This window comes from Halomonas sp. KM-1 (genome assembly GCF_000246875.1).
Taxonomy (GTDB): domain Bacteria; phylum Pseudomonadota; class Gammaproteobacteria; order Pseudomonadales; family Halomonadaceae; genus Halomonas; species Halomonas aerodenitrificans.
In genome coordinates this window covers 19,858-40,764 of record NZ_BAEU01000019.1, presented here as the reverse complement: position 1 = coordinate 40,764, position 20,907 = coordinate 19,858, and the positions used below count along the sequence as shown (strand labels likewise).

General features: G+C 67.5%; 20 protein-coding genes. 4 read left to right on the top strand and 16 right to left on the bottom strand.

Annotation, left to right across the window (positions count from 1 at the left end; genetic code table 11):
* Nucleotides 1-191 precede the first annotated feature (191 nt).
* A complete protein-coding gene (gshB, locus tag B8115_RS01915) occupies nucleotides 192-1,166 on the bottom strand; it encodes a glutathione synthase (protein WP_010626048.1) in 975 nt (324 codons plus the stop codon).
* Nucleotides 1,167-1,337: 171 nt separating this feature from the next.
* On the opposite strand from gshB, the gene B8115_RS01910 reads away from it, so the two are divergent.
* Nucleotides 1,338-1,883 (top strand): VOC family protein, encoded by a 546-nt coding sequence (locus tag B8115_RS01910; RefSeq protein ID WP_010626047.1) that lies wholly within the window; start codon nucleotides 1,338-1,340, stop codon nucleotides 1,881-1,883.
* A gap of 20 nt (nucleotides 1,884-1,903) precedes the next feature.
* Here B8115_RS01910 and B8115_RS01905 read toward each other — a convergent pair whose 3' ends face one another.
* The 13 genes from B8115_RS01905 to B8115_RS01845 form a co-directional block, all read right to left on the bottom strand.
* Nucleotides 1,904-2,650 (bottom strand): S1 RNA-binding domain-containing protein, encoded by a 747-nt coding sequence (locus B8115_RS01905; RefSeq protein ID WP_010626046.1) that lies wholly within the window; start codon nucleotides 2,648-2,650, stop codon nucleotides 1,904-1,906.
* Nucleotides 2,651-2,773: 123 nt separating this feature from the next.
* Nucleotides 2,774-4,351 carry an aldehyde dehydrogenase (NADP(+)) gene (locus tag B8115_RS01900; protein WP_010626045.1) on the bottom strand — a complete coding sequence of 526 codons (1,578 nt, stop codon included), beginning with the start codon at nucleotides 4,349-4,351 and terminating at the stop codon, nucleotides 2,774-2,776.
* Nucleotides 4,352-4,396: 45 nt separating this feature from the next.
* On the bottom strand, nucleotides 4,397-5,152 hold the full coding sequence (locus tag B8115_RS01895; RefSeq protein ID WP_035589827.1) for a FadR/GntR family transcriptional regulator: 756 nt from the start codon (nucleotides 5,150-5,152) through the stop codon (nucleotides 4,397-4,399).
* Nucleotides 5,153-5,213: 61 nt separating this feature from the next.
* Entirely contained in the window at nucleotides 5,214-6,011 is a 798-nt protein-coding gene (locus B8115_RS01890) for an NAD(P)-dependent oxidoreductase (protein WP_010626043.1), read from the bottom strand.
* A complete protein-coding gene (locus tag B8115_RS01885) occupies nucleotides 6,008-6,901 on the bottom strand; it encodes an amidohydrolase family protein (protein WP_010626042.1) in 894 nt (297 codons plus the stop codon). The genes B8115_RS01890 and B8115_RS01885 overlap by 4 nt, the downstream gene beginning before the upstream one ends.
* 4 nt (nucleotides 6,902-6,905) lie before the next feature.
* Nucleotides 6,906-8,042 (bottom strand): mandelate racemase/muconate lactonizing enzyme family protein, encoded by a 1,137-nt coding sequence (locus B8115_RS01880; RefSeq protein ID WP_010626041.1) that lies wholly within the window; start codon nucleotides 8,040-8,042, stop codon nucleotides 6,906-6,908.
* 34 nt (nucleotides 8,043-8,076) lie between these two features.
* Nucleotides 8,077-9,357 carry a TRAP transporter large permease gene (locus B8115_RS01875; protein ID WP_010626040.1) on the bottom strand — a complete coding sequence of 427 codons (1,281 nt, stop codon included), beginning with the start codon at nucleotides 9,355-9,357 and terminating at the stop codon, nucleotides 8,077-8,079.
* Between the two features lies 1 nt (nucleotide 9,358).
* Nucleotides 9,359-9,898, bottom strand: a complete 540-nt coding sequence (locus tag B8115_RS01870; RefSeq protein ID WP_010626039.1) for a TRAP transporter small permease — start codon at nucleotides 9,896-9,898, stop codon at nucleotides 9,359-9,361.
* A gap of 56 nt (nucleotides 9,899-9,954) precedes the next feature.
* Entirely contained in the window at nucleotides 9,955-10,947 is a 993-nt protein-coding gene (locus B8115_RS01865) for a TRAP transporter substrate-binding protein (RefSeq protein ID WP_010626038.1), read from the bottom strand.
* Between the two features lie 65 nt (nucleotides 10,948-11,012).
* Nucleotides 11,013-11,930, bottom strand: a complete 918-nt coding sequence (gene kdgD, locus B8115_RS01860; RefSeq protein WP_026037818.1) for a 5-dehydro-4-deoxyglucarate dehydratase — start codon at nucleotides 11,928-11,930, stop codon at nucleotides 11,013-11,015.
* Nucleotides 11,931-12,105: 175 nt separating this feature from the next.
* Nucleotides 12,106-12,837 (bottom strand): 16S rRNA (uracil(1498)-N(3))-methyltransferase, encoded by a 732-nt coding sequence (locus tag B8115_RS01855; RefSeq protein WP_010626036.1) that lies wholly within the window; start codon nucleotides 12,835-12,837, stop codon nucleotides 12,106-12,108.
* A 13-nt stretch (nucleotides 12,838-12,850) separates the two neighbouring features.
* Nucleotides 12,851-13,375, bottom strand: coding sequence for a protein-export chaperone SecB (gene secB, locus B8115_RS01850; protein WP_010626035.1), 525 nt, complete (start codon nucleotides 13,373-13,375; stop codon nucleotides 12,851-12,853).
* A gap of 41 nt (nucleotides 13,376-13,416) precedes the next feature.
* Complete coding sequence (locus B8115_RS01845) at nucleotides 13,417-13,839, bottom strand: rhodanese-like domain-containing protein (RefSeq protein ID WP_010626034.1); 423 nt, start codon at nucleotides 13,837-13,839, stop codon at nucleotides 13,417-13,419.
* Between the two features lie 293 nt (nucleotides 13,840-14,132).
* Here B8115_RS01845 and gpmI point away from each other — a divergent pair, with 293 nt between their 5' ends.
* From gpmI to B8115_RS01830, 3 genes are all read left to right on the top strand, one after another.
* Nucleotides 14,133-15,701, top strand: coding sequence for a 2,3-bisphosphoglycerate-independent phosphoglycerate mutase (gene gpmI, locus B8115_RS01840; protein ID WP_010626033.1), 1,569 nt, complete (start codon nucleotides 14,133-14,135; stop codon nucleotides 15,699-15,701).
* 58 nt (nucleotides 15,702-15,759) lie between these two features.
* Entirely contained in the window at nucleotides 15,760-16,902 is a 1,143-nt protein-coding gene (locus B8115_RS01835) for a murein hydrolase activator EnvC (RefSeq protein ID WP_010626032.1), read from the top strand.
* A 116-nt stretch (nucleotides 16,903-17,018) separates the two neighbouring features.
* Nucleotides 17,019-18,272, top strand: coding sequence for a S41 family peptidase (locus B8115_RS01830; protein ID WP_141638485.1), 1,254 nt, complete (start codon nucleotides 17,019-17,021; stop codon nucleotides 18,270-18,272).
* Between the two features lie 98 nt (nucleotides 18,273-18,370).
* Here the strand turns inward: B8115_RS01830 and B8115_RS01825 are convergent, their stop codons facing one another.
* Nucleotides 18,371-19,618, bottom strand: a complete 1,248-nt coding sequence (locus B8115_RS01825) for a UbiH/UbiF/VisC/COQ6 family ubiquinone biosynthesis hydroxylase (protein ID WP_010626030.1) — start codon at nucleotides 19,616-19,618, stop codon at nucleotides 18,371-18,373.
* Between the two features lie 14 nt (nucleotides 19,619-19,632).
* Complete coding sequence (gene ubiH, locus B8115_RS01820; RefSeq protein ID WP_010626029.1) at nucleotides 19,633-20,844, bottom strand: 2-octaprenyl-6-methoxyphenyl hydroxylase; 1,212 nt, start codon at nucleotides 20,842-20,844, stop codon at nucleotides 19,633-19,635.
* Between the last annotated feature and the right edge of the window lie 63 nt (nucleotides 20,845-20,907).

The window sequence follows — 20,907 nt, the reverse complement described above, 5'->3', positions numbered from 1 at the left end:
AGCGCTCCGCCGGTGCCGGGGCGAACTGCCAGCTCGCCACCAGCCCGATCAGCAGCAGATGCAGCAGCAGCGCGACCGACAGCGCCAGCCAGCGGCGATAGGGCCGCGTGACCGGGGCATAGTGAATCGGGTCGCTGATCGGGGCCACCATGGGTGGGCTGGGTCCTCCGGTATTTCGCTCGTCGCTTCGTTCAGCGCTGGGCCAGGCGTCGCTCGATGGCGTCCATCAGCAGGCCGGCGATATCGGTCCCGCGCTGGTCGTCGATCTCGCGCACGCAGGTGGGGCTCGTCACGTTGATCTCGGTGATGTAATCGCCGATCACGTCGAGGCCGACGAACATCAGCCCCTTCTCGCGAATCATCGGCTGCACCTGCTCGATCAGCCAGTGATCGCGGGCGGTCAGCTCGCGGCTGACTCCGGTACCGCCGGCCGCCAGGTTGCCGCGGGTCTCGCCGGCCATGGGCACCCGGGCCAGGCCGTAGGGCACCGGCTCGCCGTCCACCAGCAGAATGCGCGTGTCGCCATCCTTGATCTCGGGGATATAGCGCTGGGCCATGATCTGGCGCTGGCCACGTTCTGTGAGCGTCTCGATGATGGCGCCCAGATTGCGCCCCTCGGGCTGCACGTGGAAGATCCCGCTGCCGCCCATGCCGTCCAACGGCTTGAAGATCACGTCACGGTGCTCGGCGTGGAAGGCGCGCAGTACCGCTTCGCTGCACGACACCACGGTGGGCGTGCAGCACTGCGGGAACTGCTGGGCGAACAGCTTCTCGTTGCACTCCAGCAGCGCCCGTGTGGGGTTGACCACCAGCACGCCCTCGCGTTCCGCAAAGCCCAGCAGGTGCACGGCATTGAGAAAGTGTGCGTCGACCGGCGGGTCCTTGCGCATCAGGATTACGTCGAGTTCGGCCAGCGGGCGCTCCTCCGGAGCCCCCAGAGCATACCAGTCGTCCGGATTGCGGAAGGCAGCGAGGTCGCGCATACGCGCGTGGGCGCGGCCATCGCGCAGGTAGAGGTCCTCCTGCTCCATGTAGTGCAGCGACCAGCCACGCTGCTGGGCCGCCCACAGCATGGCCAGGGTGGTGTCTTTCTTGTAGGTGAGATGGGCGATGGAGTCCATCACCACCCCCACCCGCAGGGATCGTGCGCTCGTCTGTCGGCTCATCGGCAGCGTTCCATCATGACCGGGGAAATGAGCGCAGTATGACGCAGGCTTCCCGGCAACACCAAGGCGGCTTGACACGGCACGGCGGCGCCTCTATTTTTAGTTTCAAATGAAACTAAAAATAGCAGAACAGGCCCTGACGCTCCCCAGCCCACCACCGCGAGCCCCGTCATGATCCAGATCCAGCAGATTCACCACGTCGCCTATCGCTGCCGCGACGCCAAGGAAACCGTCGAGTGGTACCAGGACAAGCTCGACATGGAGTTCCTGGTCGCCATCGCCGAGGACCGCGTGCCCTCCACCAAGGCGCCCGACCCCTACATGCACCTGTTCCTGGATGCCGGCAACGGCAACATCCTGGCCTTCTTCGAGCTGCCCAACTCCCCCGAGATGGGCCGCGACCCCAACACCCCAGAGTGGGTGCAGCACATCGCCTTCCGCGTGGCCGACGAAGCGGCTCTGCTGTCAGCCAAGGAGCAACTGGAGAGCAAGGGAGTGGAGGTGGTCGGCCCTACCGAACACGGCATCATCCGCTCGATCTACTTCTTCGACCCCAACGGCCATCGCCTGGAGCTGACCTACGTGAAGGGCACGCCGGAGCAGATGCGTCAGCTCAAGGAGGTGGCACCGGCAATGATCGAGGAGTGGTCGAAGACCAAGCGCGCACCCAAGCACGCCGCCTGGCTGCACGAGGAGGAGTTCAAGGCGCTCGACTGAGCGCCTCATTCAAGCCGAACTCAGGTCGGATCTGCCGTGGCCCCCGGCACCAGGCGGATGCCGTGGGCCTCGATGACGATCAGGCGCTGCTTGTAGAGCCGCCCGATGGCCTGCTTGAAGGCGTTCTTGCTCACCCCCAGGCGAGCCTTGATCACGGCGGCATCGCTGCTGTCGGAGAGCGGCAGATAGCCGCCGCTCTCGCGCAGCGCCTTGAGTATCTGTTCGCCCACCACGTCGAGGCGCGCTGGCCCCGGCGGCAGCAGCGAGAGGTCCAGGCGCCCATCGTCGCGCACCCGTTTGACGTAGCCCTGGGTGCGCTGCCCACGCCGCAGCGGCCGGGTGACGTCGTCGCGATAGAGCAGCCCCCAGTAACGGTGGTTGACCACCACCTTGTAGCCGAGATCAGTGGCGTCGGCGACGATCAGCTCGACCTCCTCGCCCGGCGCCAACCCCGTCGCCTCGTCCTGCACGAAGCGGTCGAGCTTCTGCGAAGCCACCGGCCGCCCCTGCTGATCCTCGTACAGCCGCACCAGCACCCGCTTGCCCGGCGTGGGTCGGAAGCGCTGCTCGCCGAAGGGCAGCAGCACGTCGCGCGGGTGCCCCCAGTCGAGAAAGGCGCCGGTCTCGTTGACCGTGACCACCTCCAGATAGGCCACCTCGCCGAGCTGAGCCTTGGGCACGCGTGAGGCGCGTTCCCGCGAGCCGGACGCGGGGGGCCGAGAAGAGGTCGGGCGACCCTGGCGGCGATCGTTGGAGGAAGAGGCCATGCACAGCTCCACAGGTGGGTAGGGAGCCATTATGGCAAATACGAGGAAAAAAGGCGGCCCGCAGGCCGCCACAGGTTTCAGAGAAATAGGTGCAACGCAGCGATTCGCTCGCGTAGGTATTTGTTACATTTCGCGCTTGCCTTCGACCAGGCGGCTTACTCTCCAGGGGTTGCCGTCGCGCAGCGGCTCGGGCAAGAGTCCCTGCGGCAGCGCCTGGTAGCACACCGGGCGCAGGAAGCGGTGAATCGCTGCGCTGCCCACCGAGGTGGTGCGTGCGTCCGAGGTGGCCGGGAAGGGCCCGCCGTGAACCATGGAGTGACACACCTCGACCCCGGTGGGCCAGCCGTTGGCGAGGATGCGCCCCGCCTTGCGTTCGAGGATCGGCAGCAGCTGTTTGGCCGCGTCCAGGTCGCCGTCGTCCATCTGCAGGGTGGCGGTGAGCTGGCCTTCCAGGTGGGCCGCGACGCGTTGCATCTCGCTGACGTCGGTACACTCGATTACCAGCGAGGTGGCGCCGAACACTTCTTCCTGCAGCTCGGGTTCATTGAGGAAGTCAGCCGCCGTGGTGACGTAAAGCCCCGCCTGACAGGCATGGGCGGTTTCGCCCACCTGGCCGCGCGCCGCTTCGCGTACCTTGCCGTTGGAGGCGAGCCGGCCCACCCCCTGCTCATACGCCGAGTGGATGCCCGGGGTGAGCATGGTCTGACCGGCGCTCTGTTTGACGGCGGCGCTTGCGGCCTCGACGAAGGCGGCCAGCTCGGGCCCCTTCACGCCGATCACCAGCCCGGGGTTGGTGCAGAACTGGCCGGCGCCCATGTTGAGCGAGGCGACGAAGCCTTCGGCGAGCTGGGCACCGCGTGCCTTGAGCGCCTCGGGCAGCAGGAACACCGGGTTGATCGAACTCATCTCGGCGTAGACCGGGATCGGCTGGGGGCGAGACTGGGCGGTCGTCATCAAGGCGGTACCGCCGGCGCGGGAGCCGGTGAAGCCGACGGCTTGAATGCGTGGGTCGGCCACCAGGGCCTGGCCCACCTCGCGGCCCGAGCCGAACAGCAGCGAGAACACCCCTTCCGGTAGCCCGCTCTTCTCCACCGCCCGCTGCACGGCGCGGCCCACCAGCTCGGAAGTGCCGGGGTGGGCGGAGTGCGCCTTGACGATCACCGGGCAGCCGGCGGCCAGCGCCGAGGCGGTATCGCCGCCGGCCACGGAAAAGGCCAGCGGGAAGTTCGAGGCGCCGAACACGGCGACGGGGCCGAGTGGAATATGGCGCTGGCGCAAGTCGGCGCGGGGCAGCGGCTCACGCTCCGGCAGTGCCGGATCGAGGCGCAGGTCGAGCCACTCGCCGGCGCGTACCACCGACGCGAACAGGCGCAGCTGGCCGCAGGTACGGCCGCGCTCGCCCTCGAGGCGGGCGCGGGGCAGGCCGGTCTCGTCCATGGCGCGCTCGATCAGTTCGTCGCCGATGGCCTCGATCTCGCCGGCCACGCTTTCGAGGAACGCCGTACGCGCGTCGAGGGTGGTCTCGCGATAGACGCCGAAGGCCTCTTCGGCCAAGGCACAGGCGCGCGCCACCTCGGCCTGGCTGCCACCGGCGTAGGCAGGCGCCAGCCGCTCGCCGGTGGCGGGGTCGACGGCATGAATGGGCGTGGAACTGCCGCTGATGGCTTCACGGCCGATCAGCATCTTGCCTAGCAGGGTCATGTTGGCTCCTGTCTTCCGGTATGGCGTGGCCAGGAGAGCCACATTTCAGGCTTCCTGGTATTTGGCGTACATGGTCCGCGCGCGGTTGAGATGCTGGTACATCATCTCGCGCGCAGCTTCGGAGTCACGGGCCAGAATGGCCTCGAGGATATAGGTGTGCTCTTCCTCCACCCGGGCCAGGTACTTGTCGGTGGCCGCGGTGTTGATCTCGATGCTCATCAGCTTGGCGCGGGGAATGGCGCCCTGGCTGAGCTGCTCGTAGAAGACCTTGAAGAAGGGATTCTTGGTGGCGGCAGCAATTGCATAGTGGAACTCGTAGTCTTCGACCCGGGCCTGGGACTTGGCCGCACGCGCCTCGAGGAAGGCCGCATGCTTCTCCTCGAGAGTGCGCCGATCCTCCTCGTCATGCCGCTCGGCCGCCAGGGCAGCCGCCGCCGGCTCCAGATTGAGCCGCAGCTCGAGCACATGGAGGATGTCTTCCACGGTGGTCGGGCTGATGCGTTTCGCCGGCATCGCCTCGACGGTGGTCGAGCGCAGCACGGTGGTGCCGACGCCGCGGCGCGTCTCCACCAGTCCCAGCGACTTGAGGTGGGTGATGGCCTCGCGGATCACCGTACGGCTGACGCCGAAGGCGTCGCATAGCCCATTTTCGGTGGGCAGCTTCTCGCCCACGCCGATGCCGCCATTGACGATCAACGCCTCGAGCTGGTCGGCGACATGCAGGGAGAGGCTGCCTTCGCGTGAAAGCTTCTGAACTTTCAGTTGCTTGAAGTCGGCCGTGCTATCGGTTTTACCTGCCATATCGCCATCCATCGGTCATTGTTCGTGGTAAGGGTGGGGCTCGGCACCGGAGCGCTGTCCCTCAATCGTCGGGGTGCCCGGAGCTGGCAAAGGATCCACCCTGGTAGATGACGGCCGGATCCGTGGGATCGAGGTTCGCGTCGAGCGCTTCCAGCTCCTCGCGCCAGGGCGCCGAGCTGTCCTTCGGCACCCAGCCGAGAAAGGCGGCCTGGCTGTTGTCCCACCAGCGTTCGGCGTTGTTCGAGAAGCCGTAGACCACCGTGCAGCCCAGGCGTGGGGTGACGATGGCGCGCTGCACCAGGCCGATGAAATCCCCAGCGCTGAGCCAGATCGCCAGTTTGCGCGTGTCGGTGGGCTTGGGGTGGCACCAGCCGATGCGCACGCTGAGCGTCTCGACGCCGAACTTGTCATGATACAGGCTGGCCAGGTCTTCGCCGAAACACTTGGTCACGCCGTAGAGCGAGTCGGGCCGATGCGGCACCGTGGTGTCGATGCGCTGCGCGCGCTCGTAGTAGCCGGTGGTGTGGTTGGAGCTGGCGAAGATCACCCGCGGCTTGCCGTGCCGGCGCACCGCCTCGTAGAGGTTGTAAGTACCGACGATATTGGCCTGCAGTAGGCTCGCCCAGGGTTTCTCCACCGAGACGCCGCCCAGGTGGATGATGGCGTCGCAGCCCTGAACCAGCTCACCCACAGCCTCGGCATCGGCGAGATCGCACGGCACGAGCTCTTCGTGGCTGGCCGCCTCGCCCAGGTCGGCAATGTCCGACAGCCGCACCGTGCGCGCCAGCTGCGCCAGGTGGGGCCGGATGAGGCGGCCCATGCCGCCGCCGGCCCCCGTTACCAATAGACGCTCGATCATGGGTTGTCTCCTTCAACGGGAAGAGGTGGGAAGCCGTAGAGGGCGGCCGGGTTGTCGACGAGAATGCGGCGGCGGGCCTCGGGCCCGGCCCAGCCGAGCAGCACGTCGAGCTGCTCGGCATCATCGGGATAGCGCTCGCGCGGCACGCCGACATGGGGCCAGTTCGAGCCCCAGATCACCCGCTCGGGGGCATGGGCGACGACACGCCAGGCGATGGCGCCCACGTCCTCGTAGCGCGGCCCCCCGACTGCGCTGGTCTCGTAGCCGCCACACAGCTTGAACCAGGCGTTGCCGCGATCGAGCAGCCGCAGGATGGCGTCGACCCGGCGATCGTCCGCCGGCACCGGGGGCATGAACTTGCCGATGTGATCGATGATGTAGTCGCCTTCGAGGCGCTGCAGGCCGTCGAGATAATCGTCCAGGTGCTGGCCGTTGAACTGCACCATCAGGTGCCAGCCCAGCGGGCGCACCAGGCGTTCGACCGCGGGCATGTCGGCGTGGGTCACGGCGCCACAGGGCAGGTTCATGATGCGCGCGCCGCGCACGCCTTTGGCATGCCAGTCGCGCAGCGTCGCCTCTGCGGTGCCGGGGGCCACCGCCGCCACCCCGCGGGCCGCTTCGCTGCCCAGTTGGTCGAGGGCTTCGAGCAGCGCACCGTTGTCGAGCTGGTAGGCGTTGGATTGGGTGACCACCACCCGCTCCAGTCCCAGGCGCGCCTGCACCCGGCGGTAATCCTCGACCGTCGCCAGCTCGGCGATGCCGGGTCCGCCGGGCTGGGCCGCGAAGCCCGGCAGGTAGAGGTGCATGTGGCAGTCGGTGGCGCCCGGCGGCGCCACCAGCCGCGGCGGCGGGCCATCCAGCGGCCGGGTATTGGTGGGTATCGCGCTCACGGGGTCATGCCTCTACCAGGGCGAAGCGGGCGAGCGCCTCGCGGTCGATCTCGATGCCGAGCCCGGGCCCGTCCGGTATCGCCACCACGCCGCGGTCGTGCTCGATAGGGACGGTCACTACCGCCTGGCGGAAGGGGTTCTCGGTGCGGTCGAACTCGAGGATCGGCTCGATCGGGTCGCGCCGCGGTGGGTTGGGCAGCAGCGCGGCCATGAACTGCAGGCTGGCGGCCAGGCACACCGCGGTACCCCACACGTGCGGCACCAGGCGCACGCCGTGCAGCGCCGCCATGTCCGCCACCCGGCGGATCTCGGTGAAGCCGCCGACGCCGCAGATGTCGGGCTGGATGATGTCCACGGCGCGGGTCGCCAGCGGTTCGTGCATGGCATAGCGGCCGTGCCAGGTCTCGCCGCCGGCCACCGGGATCGGCTGGTCGGCACGCACCGCGCGATAGGCCGAGACGTGCTCGGGCAGCACCGGCTCCTCGAACCAGTCGATGCCGAATTTCGCCGCCCGCCGGCCCACCTCGACGGCTTCCAGGTAGTCGTAGCCGTGATTGGCGTCGATCATCAGGCGCATGTCGGGGCCGATCGACTCGCGTACCGCCTCGATGACGCGCAGATCCTCCTCGACGCCGAAGCCGATCTTGATCTTCACCGCATGGAAGCCCTCGCGACGGTAGCCTGCCACCTCGCGGGCGTTGTCCTCGACCCGGTCCACCCCCGCACGGCGGAACGAGCCGGTGGCGTAGGCCCGCACGCTGTCGCGGAAGCGGCCACCGAGCAGGGTCGAGACCGACACGCCGAAGCGCTTGCCCTTGATGTCCCACAGGGCGATGTCGATGCCGCTCAGGGCGGTCACGGTCAGGCCGCGCTGGCCCTGGTCGCGCAGTCGGTTGTAGAGCGTGAGCCAGAGCCGCTCGGTCTGCAGCGGGTCCTGGCCGATCAGCGCGGCACCGTAGGCCTTGACCACCGCCGCATTGGGCTGGGCCGGCCCCAGGCACTCGCCCCAGCCAATGGTGCCGTCGTCGCAGACGATCTCGACCAGGCAGTGCTGGCGCCGGGCGAAGTGCATCGAAGCGCTCTCGAAGGTGGTGTCGAGCACGTGGTCGAGGATATGAGTGTGTACGGCTGCAATTTTCATCATCGAGTCCGTTACGGTTCGGTCGAAAGGGGGCTCAGCGGAACAGCGCCGGCAGCGACAGCGAGACGGCCGGCACGTAGGTCACCAGCATCAGAGCGACGAACAGCGCCAGGTAGAAGGGCCAGATGGTGCGCACGGCCTCTTCGATCTTGATCTTGCCGATCACGCAGCCGACGAACAGACAGGCTCCCACCGGCGGCGTGCACAGCCCCAGCCCCAGATTCATCATCATGATGATGCCGAACTGGATCGGATCCATGCCGAACTGCATCGCCACCGGCAGGAAGATCGGCGTACAGATCAGGATCAGCGCCGCCATGTCCATGATCATGCCGAGCACCAGCAGCAGCAGGTTGAGCAGCAGGAAAATGAGGATGGGCTTGTCGGTGAGCCCCATCAGCACGTCGGTCAGCAGCAGCGGCACGTTGTAGAGCGCCAGTAGATAGGAGAACGCCGAGGCGCAGCCGACCAGGATCATCACCAGCGCGGTGGTCTTCACCGACTGCAGCACCGCGGCCTTGAACGAGGCCCAGCGCAGCTCGCGGTAGACCAGTGCGGTGACGACGACGGCATAGATGGCACCGAAGGCCCCGGATTCGGTCACGGTGAGAATGCCCGACAGCACCCCGCCGACGATGATCACCGCCGTGAGCAGCCCCGGCAGGGCCGCGGCCAGGCTGATGATCAGCACGTCCCAGCCGGGAAAGGTCTCGCCCTGGTAGCCGCGCTTCACCGCCACCAGGTAGGCCGCCACGGCCAGCGTCAGGCACATCAGGATGCCCGGCACGATGCCGGCGATGAACAGCTGGGTGACCGAGATGCCGCCACCGGCCGCCACGGCATAGAGAATCATGTTGTGGCTGGGCGGGATCACCACCCCGGCAACCGAGGAGGTCACCGTGACGTTGACCGCGTAGTCGGCGTCGTAGCCCTTCTCCTTCATCACCGGCACCAGGATCGAGCCGAGCGCCGAGGTGTCAGCCACCGCCGAGCCCGAGATGCCGCCGAACAGCATCGAGGAGCTGACGTTGACGATGCCCAGGCCGCCGCGCATCCTGCCCACCGCGGCGGAGGCCAGGCGCACCAGCCGGGCGGAGATGCCGCCGTGCAGCATCAGCTCGCCGGCGAAGATGAAGAATGGAATGGCCAGCAGCGAGAACACCGAGATCCCCGAGAGGATGCGCTGGAACGCCACGAACAGCGGCAGCCCTTCGTAGAGGAAGGTGGCCACCGCGGCCAGCCCCACGGCAAAGGCCACGGGCGCGCCTGCCACCAGGCCGAGAAAGAAGACACCGAACAGAATGGCCAGGCCCATGTCAGTTACCCTCGTTGGATGCGTTATCGGTAATGCGCGACACGATGTTGGCCATGGAGAACAGTACGAGCAGCACGCCGCAGATCACCAGTGGGGCGGCCCGCCAGCTCTCGGCGAGACGGATCATCGGGATCGCCCGCTCCAGGTTGGTCATCACCAGGCCCCAGCCCTGGTAGGCCATGACGCCGCCGAAGGCGACCACGAACAGGTCGGCGACGTAGCGCAAGATCGTGCGCAAGGGTTCGGGCATGCCTTCACGCACGAAATCGATGCTCAGGTGCGAGTTGCCCCTGACACCGGCGGCAGCCCCCAGGCAGGTGATGTAGACCACCAGCAGCAGCGCGGCCTGTTCGACCCAGGTCGGTGTGTCGTTCAACACGTAGCGACCGAACACCAGCCAGCCGAAGATGGCGATCAGGAAGACGAGCATGACGCCTGCCACCACCAGGCAAAGGTTGGCCAGGCCATCCAGTATCTTGCCGGTGATTCTCTTCAGACGGGGAAGCGTCACGGCAGCCTCGACATCGACATAGGTTCTCATGGCGTAAGCCTCCTTCCCCCTCGGCGCATGGCGCCGAGGGGGCATCGCAGCGGAGCTCAGTTCGAGTTCCGGATGGCGTCGATCAGGCTCTCGAGGTCGGGATTCTCCTCGATGAACGCCGCATAGATCGGCTCCATACGCTGCTGGAAGGCAGCCTTGTCCTCCACCTCGTTGACCTGGATACCGGCATCGAGCACCACCTGACGGCTCGCCTGGGAGCCCTCGACCCAGAGTTCGCGCTGCATGGCCGAGGCCTTGATCGCCTCCTCACGCACGATCTCCTGATCCTCGGCAGAGAGCGCCTCCCAGCTCGACCGGGCGATGCACAGGCACTCGGGAATGATCAGGTGTTCCGTGAGCGAGTAGAACTCGGCGGCCTCGTAGTGGTTGCTGGAGTGGAAGGAGGGGTAGTTGTTCTCCGCGCCGTCGAGCACGCCGGTCTTCAGCGACTGATATACCTCACCATAGGCCATCGGCGTCGCGTTGCCGCCCAGCGCCTCGATCATGTCGACGTAGAGGTCGTTGTTCATGACCCGGATCTTGAGTCCCTGCACGTCCTCGGGCGTGTGGATGGGGCGCTTGGTGTTGTAGAGGCTGCGCTCGCCGGAGTCGAACCAAGAGAGTGCGACCAGGTTGCGCTCGGCCAGGGCGTCGGCGAAGCGCGCACCGATCTCGCCGTCCATCACCTCGTGCATGTGCTCGACGCCGCTGAAGATGAAGGGCAAGGAGAGTACGTTGGTCTCCTTCACGATCGGCCCCATCGGCCCCATGTTGAAGTTGGCGAAGTTGAGCACCCCGTTGCGGGTCTGCTCGATGGCATCCGGCTGATCGCCGAGCACGCCGTTGTTGTAGACCTGCGCCTTGATGCGCCCTTCGGTGCGTGCGGTGACGTTCTCGGCAAAGGCTTCCAGCGCCACGGTATTGGGATAGCCCGGCGGATGGATGTTCCAGCCGCGCCAGGTATCGGCCTGTACCGGCAGTGCCATGGCCAGCATGCCGGCGGAAACGGCAATGGCACAGAACGTCTTGTTTGTTGAGGTTGTTGTCATGACGTACTCCTCGCTGGTTTTCTAATTGTGTGGCTTCACTTGGGTTGGTTTAGCTAGGCTTGGTACTACAACTGCTGAGCGATGCCGACGAGCTTTTCCAGTCGGCTCCGCTCCTCCGGTGTGGGCATGACCAAAGGTGCCCTGACGCTTCCGGCCGGCCGTCCGATGATCTCGGCCCCGGCCTTGATCAGGCTGACGGCGTAGCCCGGTTTGCGGTCCCTGAGATCCACGAAAGGAATGAAGAAGTCGCTGGTGATGCGCTTCACGACCTCGGCATTGCCCGCGCGGAGTTCCCGGTAGAACTTCACCGCCATGTCAGGCACGAAGTTGAACACGGCGGATGAGTAGGTATTCACGCCGATGGCGAGGTAGGCCTCGGCGAAGATCTCGGCGGTGGGCACGCCGCCCACGTAGACCAGGCGATCGCCGATGGTCTTGATGATCTTGTTCAGCGCCTGGATGTCGCCCTTGCCGTCCTTGAGGCCGATCAGGTTGGGACAGCTGGCGGCCAACGCCTGTACCGAGCCGGCATCGAGCACGCCGTTGCCGCGGTTGTAGTAGATGACGTTGAGCTCGGTCGAGTCGCAGATCTCGCGGGCGTACTCGACCAGCCCCTCCTGGGGGCACTCGGTCAGGTAGGGCGGCATCAGCAGGATGCCGTCGGCGCCCGCCTCTTCGGCCGCCTTGGCAAAGGCTCTGCCACTGGCGACGCTCAGGCCCGAGCTGGCTATTACCGGCAGCCTGCCAGCGACGGTTTCCACGGCCACACGAACCACATCGCGGTACTCGTCGAGCGAGAGATTGAAGAACTCCCCCGTGCCGCCCGCGACGAACACGGCCGAGATATCGTGGCTGATGAACCACTCCAGACGACGACGGTAACTGTCTGCATCGAACCGCCCCTCCTTATCGAAGTCGGTAATGGGGAAAGACAGCAATCCATCGCCCAATGCTTCCTTTACGGCTGCTCTGGAAAACTTCACGAAGACATCCTCTTGTTCATGCGTCGGCCCGTTGGAAGGCAACCCCTGTTGTTCAGGAGACAACCTATCTCACCAGTTGTCATACATCATACAACTTAAATGGGAACGCAGAAACGCACAAGCCGCCTCTCGGCCACTAGCGACTAAAGTTCAATGCGTGTTGTGGAGTGGAGGATCAGCGCAGATCGCCGAAGCGATACTGCAACAGCGACAGCGCCACCACCGGCGCGGTTTCGGTGCGCAGAATGCGCGGACCGAGAGTGAGCGGGGCGAAGCCGGCGGCCTTGGCGCTTTCGACTTCGGCCTCGGCGAGCCCGCCTTCGGGGCCGATCAGCAGCGCGGCATCGACGGGCGTGTCGACCTGTTCGAGCGCCCTTTCCGTGCCCGGATGCAGCACCAGCCGCAGCGCCTCGTGGCGCTGGTCGAGCCATTCGGCCAGCGGCCTCGGCGGATGCACGGCGGGCACCACGGCACGACCGCACTGCTCGCAGGCGCTCACGGCCACCGCCTGCCAGTGGGCCAGCTTCTTCGCTTCGCGCTCGCCCTTGAGGCGCACGTCACCGTGCTCGGTATAGAGCGGGGTGATGGCGGCCACGCCCAGCTCGACGGCCTTCTGTACGGCGTAGTCCATGCGGTCGCCCTTGGAGATCGCCTGGCCCAGGTGCACCGCCAGCGGCGACTCTCCGCGCCCCGCCTCGACGGCCTCCACGCGGGCCACCACGCGCTTGCGCCCGGCCTCGACGAGCACCGCCCGGGCCTCCAGGCCGGCACCGTCGAACAGGCGCACCGGCGCGCCCTCACTCAGGCGCAGCACCCGAGCCAGGTGGTGTGCCGGTCCTTCGGGCAGAACGACGTCGCCGCCGACGGTAAAGTCGGCGGCGACGTGAATGCGTGGCGCTGAGGACACGGCGAGCCTGCCCTTACTGGGTGGTCTGCTCGCCCTGCTGCTGGGCCTGCTCGGCCTCGCGCTTCTTCTTCTGAGCGAAGATCGCCTCGAAGTTGACCGGCGCCAGCATCAGGGGCGGGAAACCGCCGCGGTTGACCAGATTGTCGATGCACTCGCGGGCGTAGGGGAACAGCACGTTGGGGCAGAAGGCACCCAGGGTGTGCTCGAGCTGGGCACCCTCGATGCCACTGATGCGGAACAGGCCGGCCTGCTCGATCTCGGCCAGGAAGGAGGTGGTGCCTTCCTCGCTGTGACGCACCTGAGCGGTCACCTTGATCGAGACCTCGTAGAGATCCTCGCCGACCTTGCGGCTGCTGGTGTTCAGATCCAGACCGACCTTGGGCTTGAACGGCTGCTGAAAGACCGCCGGCGAGTTGGGCGCCTCGAAGGAGATGTCCTTGACGTAGATGCGCTGCACGGCGAACTGAAGCTGCTGCTTCTGCTGGTCGGCGGCGGCCTGGTTGCCGCCGGCGGCGTTCTGGCTGTTCTCTTCGGCCATGGGAAGATTCCTTTTGCGTTCTCTTGCGTCTTGTGTGTTGGCTATTTCTTGACCATCGGCAGGCCGTCGGCCTGCCACTGCATCATGCCCCCCCTGAGCTTGAAGACCCGGGTGAAGCCGGCCTTGGCCAGCTTGGCCACGGTGATGCCGGAAGACTGACCGCTCTTGCACACCACGATGATCGGCTTGTCCTTGAGCTTTTCCAGCTCCTTCATGCGCTCGTCGACCTTGCTCTGGGGAATGTTGCGCGCCCCGGCGATATGGCCGGCCTTGAAGTCGCCCGCCTCGCGGGTATCGACCACGACGGCATCCTCACGGTTGATCAGTTGGGTCGCCTGGGTGGACGTCACGCCGCTGGCGGCACTGTTGCGGACCTCGTAGATGATCCAGGCGGTCAGCACCATGAGGAAGGCGCCCACCAGAAGCGGGTGATTCTGCACGAATTCGAACAGCTGATCGATCATGGGTCCGGCACACTCTTTGTCGGAAATAGCGAGAATATCGGTAGGGTAGGGCACCCGGAAGGCGAGAGTATACACCATGCGGCAATGCCCCGCGGCAACGCCGCCGCCAACGTGTCGGGGTCATGACGCTCGCCTGACCGTGCGTTATGATGCCGCAAGCCGACTCAAGTCGCGACCCCCGTCGTCCAGGAGCCTGTCTCGCCGCGCTCTTCACTACCTAGCCCGACCGGCGCGGACAGCCTCCCGGACGGCCCGCTGTCGCGCCCACCACGCTCAAGAGGCTCATTACCCCGATGACGACTCAGACCGCCCCACGCCCCGTTGCGCTGATCATTCTCGATGGCTACGGCCACAACCCCGACCCCACCGACAACGCCGTGGCCGCCGCGCACACGCCCAACATGGACCGTCTGTGGCAGCAGCAGCCCCACGCGCTGCTGCATACCGACGGCAAGTACGTGGGCCTGCCCGAGGGGCAGATGGGCAACTCCGAGGTGGGGCACATGAACCTGGGCGCCGGCCGGGTCGTTTATCAGGAGCTCACCCGTATCTCCAAGGCGATCGAGGATGGCGATCTCGACCTCATTCCCGCCCTGACCGACGCCATCGATGCCGCGGTGAGCGCCGGTCGCGCCGTGCACCTGCTGGGCCTGCTCTCGCCGGGCGGCGTGCACAGCCACGAGGATCACATCCTGGCCATGGCCGAGCTGGCCGCCCGCCGCGGTGCCCAGCGCATCTACGTGCACGGCTTCCTCGACGGCCGCGATACCGCGCCGCGCAGCGCCCTGGCCTCCATCGAGCGCACCAACGCGCGCCTCTCCGAGCTGGTCGGCGCCGACAACGGCTTCGTCGCCTCCATCGTCGGCCGCTACTTCGCCATGGACCGCGACAACCGCTGGGATCGCGTCGAGAAGGCCTACCGGCTGCTCACCGAGGGCGTCGGTGAATTCGAGACCTCCAGCGCCGAGCAGGGGCTGCGCGACGCCTACGAGCGCGGCGAGAACGACGAGTTCGTCTCGGCTACCGTGATCCACACCGAGCAGGGTCCGGCCAGCATCGCCGACGGCGATGCCGCCATCTTCATGAACTTCCGCGCCGACCGCGCCCGCGAGCTGACCCGTGCCTTCGTCGAGGACGGCTTCAGCGGCTTCGAGCGCCGCGTGTGCCCGCGGCTTGCCGGCGGCAGCCTGGTCACCCTGACCCAGTACGCCGCCGACATTCCCGCCCCGGCCGCCTTCCCGCCCGCGGACCTGCACAACACCCTGGGCGAAGTGATGGAGCAGCGCGGCCTGACCCAGCTGCGCATCGCCGAGACCGAGAAGTACGCCCACGTCACCTTCTTCTTCTCCGGCGGCCGCGAGGCCGAGTTCGAAGGCGAGACCCGCGTGCTGGTGCCCTCGCCCCAGGACGTCAAGACCTACGACGAGAAGCCCGAGATGAGCGCCGTGGAAGTGACCGACCGCCTGGTGGAGGCGATCGACTCGGGCCGCTACGACCTGATCGTGTGCAACTACGCCAACGGCGACATGGTCGGCCATACCGGCGACTTCGACGCCGCGGTGAAGGCCATCGAGGCGGTCGACGCCTGCGTCGGCCGGGTAGTGGAAGCCATCGAGCGCGCCGGTGGCGCCGGCCTGATCACCGCCGACCACGGCAACGCCGAGCAGATGGTCAACCCCGCCACCGGCGTGGCCCAGACCGCCCACACGACCTTCGAGGTGCCGCTGATCTACGTCGGTCCCGACGCCGTGACGCTGCTCGACGACGGCCGCCTGTGCGACATCGCGCCGACGCTGCTGACCATGATGCGCCAGCCGATTCCCGAGGAGATGAGCGGTCGGGTGCTGATCGAGCCGGCATGATCATCGTCTGCGAGCACCACCGGCCATGAGGCGAGCCCGACGGCAACCGCGACGGGCCTTGACCGCCATCCTGCTCCTGCTGTCGGGCCTGGCCTGGCTCGGGCCGGGGCTGGCCGGCGCACAGGCCCAGCCCAGCGAACGTGAGGCCCAGGAGCGTCTCGACGCCATCGGCAGCGAGATCCAGGCGCTAAGTCGGCGCCTGGGCCAGACCCGTGAGGCCCAGGACGAGGCCAGCCGCGAATTGCGCCAGGTGGAGACGGCGCTCGGCGAGACCCACCGCCGGCTGGACGGCATCCAGGCCGACCGTCGCAGCCTCGCCGACGAGCTTGCCGCGCTGGAGTCCGCCCGCGACGAGCTGCAAGTCGAGCGGGCCGAACAGGTCGAGATGCTCAATGCCCAGCTCGATGCCCTCTATCGCCTGGGGCTCACACCGCAGCTGAAACTGCTGCTCAACCAGGATGATCCGGCCCGCCTCGACCGCCTGCAGACCTACCTCAACCATCTGGCCCGGGCGCGCAACGAGCGCCTCGACGAGATCGCCCGCCTCGATGCCGAACTGGCCGAGAACCGACGCGAGCGGGAGGCCCGCGGTCGGCAGCTCGACGCCCTGGCCGACGAGCTGGAAACCCGCAGCAGCGAGCTGGCCGAGCGCATGGCAGATCGTGAGCGTCTGGTGGCGGAGTTGGGCGAGCGCTACAGCGACGAGCAGTCGCGCATGGCACGCCTCGACCGTGACCGCGGCGAGGCGGAGCGGGTGCTCGAACGGGTGCGCGAGGAACTCGCCCGCATGCAGCGCCCACCGCCCTCCACCGCCATCGAGCGCACCCGCGGCGACCTGCCCTGGCCGGTGCAGGGCAACGTGACCTCGAACTACCGGCGCGGCGACGGCGTGCACTACAACGGCATCCTGATCGAAGCCCGCGAGGGCACGCCGGTGGCAGCCGTGCATGCCGGTCGAGTGGTCTTCGCCGATTGGATGCGCGGCTTCGGCAACCTGCTGATCATCGACCACGGCGACAACGTGATGACGCTGTATGCCCATCTGCAGCGCTTCGACGCCCAAGTCGGCCGAGCCGTCTCACGCGGCGACACGCTCGGCGCGGTGGGCAACAGTGGCGGCCACACCTCGCCGGCCCTCTACTTCGAAGTCCGCCGCAACGGCGACCCCATCGACCCCCAGGCCTGGATGGCACGAAGATGACCCGTGGTGTTTCACAAGCTCCTGGCCACGGGCTATGCTGGACAGCCTCGCCTCGTAACAGCGGAGTTAGCATGTCTTCACGTACCGCCCGCCGACCTTCCGCCGCCAGCCGAACGATGAGCGCGCTAGCGTCGGCAACGCTGTTGATGCTGGCCCTGGCCGCCCCGCCGGCCCTTGCCCAGTCCTCTCCCGTGGACGAGCTGCCGCTGGAGGACATCCAGACCTTCGCCGAGGTGTTCGAACGCATCAAGCGCGCCTACGTGGAAGAGGTGGACGACAGCACCCTTCTGCGCAACGCCATGCGCGGCATGCTCAGCGAACTCGATCCTCACTCCGCCTACCTCGACCGGAGCGAATTCCAGAGCCTGCGCGAATCCACCGAAGGCGAGTTCGGCGGTATCGGCATCGAGGTCGGCCTGGAAGAGGGGCGTCTGACGATCATCACGCCGATCGACGACACGCCCGCTTCCCGCGCGGGCCTGCAGGCCCGCGACGTGATTCTGGAGATCGACGGCAACCCCACCGAACGACTGTCGCTGCAGGAGTCGGTGACGCTGATGCGCGGCGAGCCCGGCAGCCAGATTCGCCTGAACATCCTGCGCAGCGGCCAGGAGGCGCCTCTCGACGTCACCCTGACCCGCGAGATCATTCGCACCGAAAGCGTGCGCAGCGAGATGCTGGAGCCAGGCTACGGCTACCTGCGGGTCAGCCAATTCCAGAGCCGCAGCGGCGAGCAGGTCAACAACGCCATTCGCCGAATGGAGCGCGACGGCCCGCTGCAGGGCCTGGTGCTCGATCTGCGTAACAACCCGGGCGGCGTACTGCAGGCCGCCGTCGCCGTGGCCGACGCCTTCCTGCAGAGCGGCTTGGTGGTCTACACCGAAGGGCGCCTGCCGGACACCCAGATGCGCTTCTCCGCCAGCCGCGAGACGGCCGCCCCCGACGTACCCCTCGTGGTTCTGATCAACGGCGGCAGCGCCTCCGCCGCGGAAATCGTCGCCGGCGCGCTGCAGGACCAGCGCCGCGGCGTGATCATGGGCACCGAGAGCTTCGGCAAGGGCTCGGTGCAGCAGGTGATGCCGCTGGGCAACGGTGAAGGGCTGAAGCTGACCACGGCGCTCTACTACACGCCCAACGGCCGCTCGATCCAGGCCATGGGCATCGAGCCCGACGTCAGGGTAGTACGCGGCCGCCTGGAAGTAACCGAGAGCAGCCGCCAGCTGCGTGAAGCGGACCTGGAAGGCCATCTGCGCTCGCGCAGCGAGCCTCGGGCCATGACCCAGGAAATGAGCGAGCGGCTGCGCGAGGACTACCAACTCGGCGAAGCGCTCAATCTGCTGAAGGCGCTCAACGTACTCGAGCGCCGCTAGCCCCTTGCTGGTTGATAGCTGAACGGGCTGGTGGTTGAATGGACTGATGCTTGAACGGACCGCAGGGAGCCGGCAGCGCTGGCTCCCTGCGTCCAGAGTCAACGGCAGGAGGCCGGCAGCCGCCCCCGCTCGCCGATGGCCTGACGCATCAGCAGGCGCTTGATCGGCACCAGCCGGTCGACCCCGGAAAGTCCCAGGTTGCGCGACAGCGTCACCAGCGGGTGACGGGTGCCGAACAGCAGCCGGAAGCCGTCCATCAGCGCCAGCATGGCGCTATTGTCGCCGCGTCGACGCCGCGCATAGCGCGCCAGCATGCGCGGCTCGCCCAGGTCGATGCCGCGCCGCCGCGCCGTGACGAGCTCTTCGGCCAGCACCGCCACATCCATCAGTCCCAGATTGACGCCCTGGCCCGCCAGCGGGTGAATGCTGTGCGCCGCATCACCCACCAGGGCGAAGCCGGACTGCACGTAATCCTGCGCGTGCCGCTGGGTAAGCGGCACCGACACTGCCCGGTCGACGACCTCTACCGCTCCCAGGCGCGCCTCGAAGGCGACCTCGAGCGCCTGCCCCAGTGCCTCGGCATCGAGCGCCGTGAGCCGCTCGGCGTCCTCAGGAATGGTCGACCAGACGATCGAGCAGTAGTGCGCGTCGCCGTCGATGGTCAGCGGCAGGAACGCCAGCGGGCCGCTGTCGCGGAACACCTGGCGCGCCACGCCGCCATGCCCCCGCTGGGTACGCACCGTCGTGACCACGGCCACGTGGCCGGTATCGCGGGCATCCACGGCGATGCCCGCCATCTCGCGCAGCGGCGACTGGGCGCCATCGGCGGCCACCACCAGCGGTGCCGTGAGACGGCGGCCATCCTCGAGCAGTACGCTGCGCTCACCGCCCGCCTCTTCGAGCCCGGTCACGCGCCTGCCCAGCTCGACGCAGACCGTGGGCAGCTCGGCCAGGCGCCGCTCCAGTGCGGCCAGCACTACGTCGTTCTCGACGATATGACCCAGCACCGGCACGCCGGCCTGCTCCGCCGAGAAGTTGACCTCGCCGCTGCCCTCGCTGTCCCACACCTGCATGAAGCGATAGGGAGTCACCCGGCGCGCCGCCATCCACGTCCAGGCGCCGAGCCCCTCCAGCAGACGCTGGGAGATCGGCGTCAGGGCGCTGACACGCAGCGCCGGCCTGCCCGTACCCACCGCCTCGGCGGCCAGCGGCTCGGGGCGCGCATCGAGCAGCGCCACGCTGATGCCCGCCTGTCCCAGCAGCGCCGCCAGGGCAGCTCCTACCATGCCGCCACCGACCACGATCACCTCGAATCGGGTCGCTGGCTGCCGTGCCGTTTCCGTCATTGCTCGCTCCAACCTCATCTCTCCAACCCCATGGCGCGGCGCGCCAGTCCCCGGCGCAGCGGGCCGAACAGGTTGAGCCCCACCAGCCCGGCCGCCCGGGCGTGGGCCAGCAGGCCGCTGTCGATGCCGAACAGGCGTACCAGGCCATCGCTGAAGCGAATCACCTGATGACGGTCGACGATGCGCCTGGCCTCGAAGTCGCGCAGCGTCAGCATGCCGCCCAGCGACTCGCCGCTGGCCAAGGCCTGTTCGAGCGCAGCCGTCAGGTCGGTCACGCCGCGCAGCGCCAGGTTGAACCCTTGCCCCGCTACCGGGTGCAGCGAGTGGGCGGCGTTGCCCAGCACCGCCAGGCCGGGCCGTATCGTCTCCTTGGCGGTGACCAGGCTCAGCGGATAAGCGTGACGGCTGCCGACGCGGCGGAAGCGCCCGACGCGGTCGCCGAACGCTTGCTGCAGCTCGGCAAGGAAGTCGCCGTCACCAAGCGCGAGGTGGGCCGCTTCACGCCCGGCAGGCAGGGTCCAGATCAGCGCCATCTGCTGGCCCGGCAGCGGCAGCAGGGCGATGGGCCCCTCTCGGGTGAAGCGCTCGTAGGCGATACCGTCGTGAGGGCGACTGACTTCGACGTTGGCGATCAGCGCCACCTGGTCGTAGGACGCCGAGTCGCTGGCGATGCCCAACTGCTCCTTGAGCCCCGAGCGGCCGCCATCGGCCAGCACCGTCAATGCCGCCTGCAGCGTACAGCCATCGGAAAGGGTGAGCCGATGCCCCTCTCCCTCGGGCACGACCGCCTCGACGCCGGCCGGGCAGTGCCACTCGATGGGCAGCTCGGCCAAGCGTCGATGCAGCACCTGCCCCATCCAGGCGTTGGGCAGTACGTAGCCCAGCGCCGGCTGATCGAGCTCGGCGGCGGTGAGCCGGGTCACCCCCAGACGCCCCCTTTCGCTGACATGAATGCGCCGGATGGCGGCGGCCTGTTCGGCCATCTCTTGCCACAGGCCCATGGCGCGAAAGCGCTCCGCCGAGCCCTGGGCGATGGCACTGGAGCGCGCATCGAAGCTGGGCTGCCACGCTGTGGCCGCCAGCTCGGGCATGGGAGCGGCCTCGATCACGGCCACCGACAGCCCGTGGCGCTCGATCAGCGGCGCCAGGGCACAGGCCAGACTGGCCCCCACCAGGCCGCCTCCGACGATGGCGACATCCACCTGACGCGTAGCGACCGCCGTCATGAGGCCAGACCCGTACTACAGCCTGCCGTTTCGTAACGTAAATTACGTAATAACATGAAGAAA

Coding starts and splice junctions, on each gene's coding strand:
- B8115_RS01845 (WP_010626034.1), bottom strand. CDS start 13,839: ATGATCGATCAGCTGTTCGAATTCGTGCAGAATCACCCGCTTCTGGTG.
- gpmI (WP_010626033.1), top strand. CDS start 14,133: ATGACGACTCAGACCGCCCCACGCCCCGTTGCGCTGATCATTCTCGAT.
- B8115_RS01870 (WP_010626039.1), bottom strand. CDS start 9,898: ATGAGAACCTATGTCGATGTCGAGGCTGCCGTGACGCTTCCCCGTCTG.
- B8115_RS01880 (WP_010626041.1), bottom strand. CDS start 8,042: ATGAAAATTGCAGCCGTACACACTCATATCCTCGACCACGTGCTCGAC.
- B8115_RS01895 (WP_035589827.1), bottom strand. CDS start 5,152: ATGGCAGGTAAAACCGATAGCACGGCCGACTTCAAGCAACTGAAAGTT.
- B8115_RS01830 (WP_141638485.1), top strand. CDS start 17,019: ATGAGCGCGCTAGCGTCGGCAACGCTGTTGATGCTGGCCCTGGCCGCC.
- B8115_RS01910 (WP_010626047.1), top strand. CDS start 1,338: ATGATCCAGATCCAGCAGATTCACCACGTCGCCTATCGCTGCCGCGAC.
- B8115_RS01900 (WP_010626045.1), bottom strand. CDS start 4,351: ATGACCCTGCTAGGCAAGATGCTGATCGGCCGTGAAGCCATCAGCGGC.
- B8115_RS01905 (WP_010626046.1), bottom strand. CDS start 2,650: ATGGCCTCTTCCTCCAACGATCGCCGCCAGGGTCGCCCGACCTCTTCT.
- ubiH (WP_010626029.1), bottom strand. CDS start 20,844: ATGACGGCGGTCGCTACGCGTCAGGTGGATGTCGCCATCGTCGGAGGC.
- secB (WP_010626035.1), bottom strand. CDS start 13,375: ATGGCCGAAGAGAACAGCCAGAACGCCGCCGGCGGCAACCAGGCCGCC.
- B8115_RS01825 (WP_010626030.1), bottom strand. CDS start 19,618: ATGACGGAAACGGCACGGCAGCCAGCGACCCGATTCGAGGTGATCGTG.
- B8115_RS01875 (WP_010626040.1), bottom strand. CDS start 9,357: ATGGGCCTGGCCATTCTGTTCGGTGTCTTCTTTCTCGGCCTGGTGGCA.
- B8115_RS01865 (WP_010626038.1), bottom strand. CDS start 10,947: ATGACAACAACCTCAACAAACAAGACGTTCTGTGCCATTGCCGTTTCC.
- gshB (WP_010626048.1), bottom strand. CDS start 1,166: ATGAGCCGACAGACGAGCGCACGATCCCTGCGGGTGGGGGTGGTGATG.
- B8115_RS01890 (WP_010626043.1), bottom strand. CDS start 6,011: ATGATCGAGCGTCTATTGGTAACGGGGGCCGGCGGCGGCATGGGCCGC.